The sequence below is a fragment of the Legionella septentrionalis genome, assembly GCF_003989745.1.
Classification (GTDB): Bacteria; Pseudomonadota; Gammaproteobacteria; order Legionellales; family Legionellaceae; genus Legionella_A; species Legionella_A septentrionalis.
Genome location: NZ_RZGS01000064.1, coordinates 1 through 4,557, shown reverse-complemented (window position 1 = coordinate 4,557; position 4,557 = coordinate 1). Strand labels below are relative to the sequence as shown.

Here is a 4,557-nt window from a genome sequence, read left to right as displayed (position 1 = left end):
GGTACACGCAGTGGCTTGCCCGTTTGAGGGTCATACGCAATAGTTTGACTCGAAAACCTATGGTTTTCAAACTTTCCTATTAAGGAACCGCGGCAAGCCGCGGGGAATACTAGTTAAAATGGAATTTCTTCTGAATCGGTTTGCAACATTTCACGCCTTTTCGCCATATGGTGTTCTGCGGTCTTGTTGCTTGATTCATCAGCTGATTTGGGTGAGCTGAGAAGCTGAATATGATTGACAACAATGCTTAAGGCTTGACGTGCTTTACCATCATTGTCAGTCCATTGATTAGAGCGTAGTTTACCTTCAAGGTATACTTGCCAACCTTTCTTTAAGTATTCAGCGGCTTTAGTCAGCTTTCCAAAAAGTATCAGCTGATGCCATCCACTCTAGTTTGCCATTCATCATTCTGTTTGAATGACTCATTGGTAGCCAAAGTGGCCGTGACAAAAGATAGCCCATCTTTTTTGGTGATGTTTTTAGAATCAGCACCGAGATTGCCAATTAATTGAACACAGTTTAAAGATGCAGTCATTTGTATTCTCCTGTTATTGTTAAATGTATACGGCATAACAGAAAAACATCCGCATAGGCAGGTGGTTTTCTGTTATGTGGATAAGGCTTAGTTACTTCAATTAACAAGCAATCTTTTGAGTATCGAACTGTTTAACAAAGGAAATCAGGGATTCCAATTTGTGCAAACTTAACTCGGCTTGCTGAATGTCATAGGTGTTGATTTGAAGTCGGTGGCGGCTTAAATCATTGACGCAGCAATTCAACTCACAGAGCAAATGTTCAATTTCAAGTTGTGCTGATTCCTGTTGTTGCATGGTAGATTCCTCTGAAGGTAGGGAGGATTAGCCCCAAAGGGGACTATCAATCCCAATTGGGTTATGCAAAAAAGATCACCGAAACATCGGTTGATTTACCTGCTTATTAATGATGATGTGCTTAAAGCACTCCTCGGGCAAAAAGCCGTAAAGACATCTCCCTTTGTAGGTTTCCCGGCTAAACGCTTTGCCATGGAATTAGGGAACAAGATGGCATATCACAAGACCTATAGGTTTCGTCAGAATTGCACTGGCTCATCAGTTGTGTTGGTTTCAGATTATCAAGCCAGTATTGGAAATCAAGGATTTTTTGCCATTGATATTAAATGAACTCAATTGAACTAATTATGATTTTTTTGATTCGATACAGAACATGTTTTGATAGATGATGATCAGTAGGAAGTTTTGGGTGAGCAAAAGAACCTTCAATGTCATGTGTCATTCCAATTCTTTCCATGACTTTTCTTGATCGTAGGTTATCTGGTACTGTAAAAGCCACTATTTCATTCAGTCCAAGCTGATTAAATCCATAGTCTAACGCTGCCAATGCACCTTCAGTAGCATAACCAAACCCCCAATATTGAGAACCTAATCGCCAGCCAATCTCAACAGCAGGGGAAAAATGTGCTGGCTTATCAAAATAATTTAGTCCAATAAATCCAATCAGTTCACCAGTGTCCTGTAATTCCGCCGACCATAGCATATAACCTCGGTTTTCTAATTGTTGATTTTGATATTGCATAAAATCTTTGATCTGTTCTTTGGATATAGAGCCAGGCAAAAACTCCAGAACCTTAGTGTCTTGATTGATTAGAAAATAAGATTCCAGATCGCTTTGTCGCCAAGGCCTTAGAATTAATCTTGATGTTTTAATTTGGTGCATTGTTTATATACTCGAATGACCATTAAGTTGGTATTTAATTTGAACAAAGCCTCCAAAATAACTTGTTGTTGAGATATGACTGAGCCGAATATCCTGGTCTAGATCACCAAATAATCTTTTTCCTGAACCGATAAGAATTGGAATCAGCGTTAAAGTAATTTCACTAATTAAGCCAGCATGTAAAAATTGCTGTATGGTAATGCCGCCATCAATATAAACATGCTGAATATTTTTTTCTTCCAGTTCCTGATATAAATCATGGGGTTTTTTGTTGGAAATAGAGACAAGAGGTTCTAAGTGTTTAGGAACTTCAATAGAACTGGAAGTTAAAACAATAATGGGTAAATTGCCGTAGGGCCATTCATCAAAAGACAATACCTTTTCAAAGCTATGTCTACCCATAATCATTAAATCCACAGTAGATATAAATGCCTTATAACCGCAGTCTTCCCCTGGGCGCGCCAATTGGTTAGCTTCCATAAGCCAGTCAATGGAGCCGTCATGTCTTGCAATATAACCATCAAGACTAGTCGCTATAAATACTGATAACTTAGGCATAGAGGAATCCCGGAAAAATCTATCGTGAAATAAAATATGGTATTATCCCCAGCTGTTTCAGTTTAAGCAATTATGAACATGAATAATGGGAACAGATTTCATTTTAAACCAGTGAATAAAACACAAGAAGATCTTGTTCTTGACTGGATTAGTCAGCCACATATTAATGAATGGCTTCATGGTGATGGTTTAAGTAATACAATAAAAGATCTTCATAAATTTTTAAACGATGGTGAACCGTGGGCAATTCATTGGATAGCCTATGATAATGAAATTCCATTCGCTTATTTAATTACTTCTGAAATAGAGAAATCAGAAGAATATCCTGATGGTGCAGTAACATTAGATTTATTCATTTGCAGTTTGGATTATATTGGGAAGGGATTATCAGTGCAGATGATACATGAATTTATCTTAACTCAATTTTCTGGTGCCAAAATAGTGCTTATTGATCCTGAGATTTCTAATGAGCGTGCAGTTCATGTTTATAAAAAAGCTGGTTTTGAAATTATTGGGGAATTCATTGCCTCATGGCATCCAGTTCCACACTATAAAATGCAATTATGTATTGAAGATTTAAAAATGCAGGGATTGGGTCATCCTAAATAGATTCTGGTGATACTCAATCTCGAATGCCCAAGCTCCTGGCTAATTAATTCTCTGGCAGTACGTTCCCAGTATTTTTCTAGAGGATTTAGTTCTTTGTAAACTCTACCCCCTTGTATTGGGCATATAAGACCTTTGCCAGTTTTGTCATAGGATTTTGTAATTTCATGATATCTTCGCTGAGCGTAAGCATGACGAAGTCCATGACATTTACTTAAGCCCATTTTTTCTATGACTTTATGATACTGGGCCAAATGATTTTTGTAGGTCTTTTCTTTGGGAATGAGGGATTGTCCAGCAGGAATTTGCTTTATAGCATTGAGAAGCCATTGTCTTTGTTGCTCATTCGTTAGTCTAATATCACGCCCGATACCACCTTTTGTCCAGCTAGGCTTGATAACTAATTTATCTCCTTGCCAGGCATCACTAAGTACAATCTTCATGGATTCTTCACGGCGGAGACCAAAAAGGGATTGAGCTTCTAGGGATAAGCGGATCATTGGATCTGGGCATTTGGAAAAATCGACGTTGTTGATTGCTTTATTATAGTGAGGGACATAATTTCTTTTATTGATTTGATAGCTGTCGTTGCCTTGCTTAACCAGCTCTGGCTTGTTTAGCACGGAGGATACTTTTCGCAGTTTAGCCATGTAATTTTTTATTGTCGCAGGATTTTTATTCTGGGCTTTCCAGTGTTCAACCAGAATGTGTATGTGCTTTGGCTTTAATCCTTTAATGTGTGTGATTATGTAGCCTAGTTCGTGCAAATCTTTTACGCAGCGATTCAGCATGTGTTTCATATCTGCCCGGCTGGCGTGGGAGTAGTTTTGGATTTTCTTAATACATTCATTGATTGAGTACTGGGCATTCTTAAGTTTGGACTTACTCATTGAGATACCTCCATAAAGAATCGCGGGATTTGATGCCCATTTCGCTGCGAATAACCCAATAGGTTTCATATTTTCCCAATAGAGGGAAAAGAAATTGAGCCATCCGTTTTGCATAGAGATAGCGGTAAGCTTTGTTAATTGGTAGGGCATGTTTTTTTAAAGCCTTTCGCCAGGCAATCTTGGTGTCTTCATAGTCGTTAAATTCAGCAATGGATTTACCATCAGTTAGCTTTTTGATTTCATCCAGGATGGCTTTTTGCATTTCAAATCTGATAGGGATTGTTCGGTCTAGGGAGTTGAACGCGATGTTTCTGGTTATCCAAATGCCGTCCTCTTGGATGTTAATTTCAGGTTTTATATAAATGGCTTCTTGAAAGGTCAGGCCAAATTCTGTTTGTAATGCCATGATAAGGAGTGGTATTGGATTGTCCCATGATTGCCATAGGTCATGTTGGATTTTGAGTTTTCTTTTACGTTTTTTGGTGGTTTTACTAAGTTGTAGAGATTGATTGTCTATATTGGGAATGGGGCAATCGATGCTGGTTAGATAATGCCTGACGATAGTCATGTGATTCATAATCGTGCTGGAGCGTATTTTACTCTTTTTCCAATGGGCTACCAGTTGGTGAATATGGTGTGATTGGATATTTTTCCAGGAAGATGGCACATCTGATCCTACCTCGAAAAACCGGACACCCACTTTATGCAACCATGCCAAATTTGCTAGGGGTCTGAAACCCTAAAGTTGAATGGATGCGTTTGCGATTGTAAAACACCTCAATATAATCGA

6 protein-coding genes and 2 pseudogenes are annotated in these 4,557 nt (G+C 38.4%); 2 read left to right on the top strand and 6 right to left on the bottom strand.

Annotation, left to right across the window (positions count from 1 at the left end):
• Positions 1 to 113: 113 nt before the first annotated feature.
• A pseudogene (locus tag ELY11_RS12755) lies at positions 114 to 535 on the bottom strand (single-stranded DNA-binding protein).
• A gap of 100 nt (positions 536 to 635) precedes the next feature.
• Positions 636 to 830, bottom strand: a complete 195-nt coding sequence (locus ELY11_RS12055) for a hypothetical protein (RefSeq protein WP_127033828.1) — start codon at positions 828 to 830, stop codon at positions 636 to 638.
• 63 nt (positions 831 to 893) lie between these two features.
• Between ELY11_RS12055 and ELY11_RS12050 the strand changes: the two genes are divergently transcribed.
• The gene (locus ELY11_RS12050; RefSeq protein ID WP_127033825.1) at positions 894 to 1,160 is read left to right on the top strand and encodes a hypothetical protein; all 267 of its coding nucleotides are present in this window, start codon (positions 894 to 896) and stop codon (positions 1,158 to 1,160) included.
• On the opposite strand, the gene ELY11_RS12045 is transcribed toward ELY11_RS12050, so the two are convergent.
• Together ELY11_RS12045 and ELY11_RS12040 are read right to left on the bottom strand one after the other, a co-directional pair.
• Positions 1,153 to 1,713, bottom strand: coding sequence for a GNAT family N-acetyltransferase (locus ELY11_RS12045; protein ID WP_127033822.1), 561 nt, complete (start codon positions 1,711 to 1,713; stop codon positions 1,153 to 1,155). The genes ELY11_RS12050 and ELY11_RS12045 overlap by 8 nt on opposite strands.
• Before the next feature lie 3 nt (positions 1,714 to 1,716).
• Positions 1,717 to 2,271: a dihydrofolate reductase family protein gene (locus tag ELY11_RS12040; RefSeq protein WP_127033819.1), complete on the bottom strand. Its 555-nt coding sequence runs from the start codon at positions 2,269 to 2,271 to the stop codon at positions 1,717 to 1,719.
• A gap of 72 nt (positions 2,272 to 2,343) precedes the next feature.
• Here ELY11_RS12040 and ELY11_RS12035 point away from each other — a divergent pair, with 72 nt between their 5' ends.
• On the top strand, positions 2,344 to 2,880 hold the full coding sequence (locus tag ELY11_RS12035) for a GNAT family N-acetyltransferase (RefSeq protein WP_127033816.1): 537 nt from the start codon (positions 2,344 to 2,346) through the stop codon (positions 2,878 to 2,880).
• Here ELY11_RS12035 and ELY11_RS12030 read toward each other — a convergent pair.
• Positions 2,868 to 3,767, bottom strand: coding sequence for a phage integrase N-terminal domain-containing protein (locus tag ELY11_RS12030; RefSeq protein ID WP_127033813.1), 900 nt, complete (start codon positions 3,765 to 3,767; stop codon positions 2,868 to 2,870). The two genes, ELY11_RS12035 and ELY11_RS12030, sit on opposite strands and share 13 nt — an antisense overlap.
• Positions 3,760 to 4,437 (bottom strand): annotated as a pseudogene (locus ELY11_RS12025) (integrase); the annotation flags it as partial. The pseudogene ELY11_RS12025 and the gene ELY11_RS12030, both read right to left, overlap by 8 nt.
• Between the last annotated feature and the right edge of the window lie 120 nt (positions 4,438 to 4,557).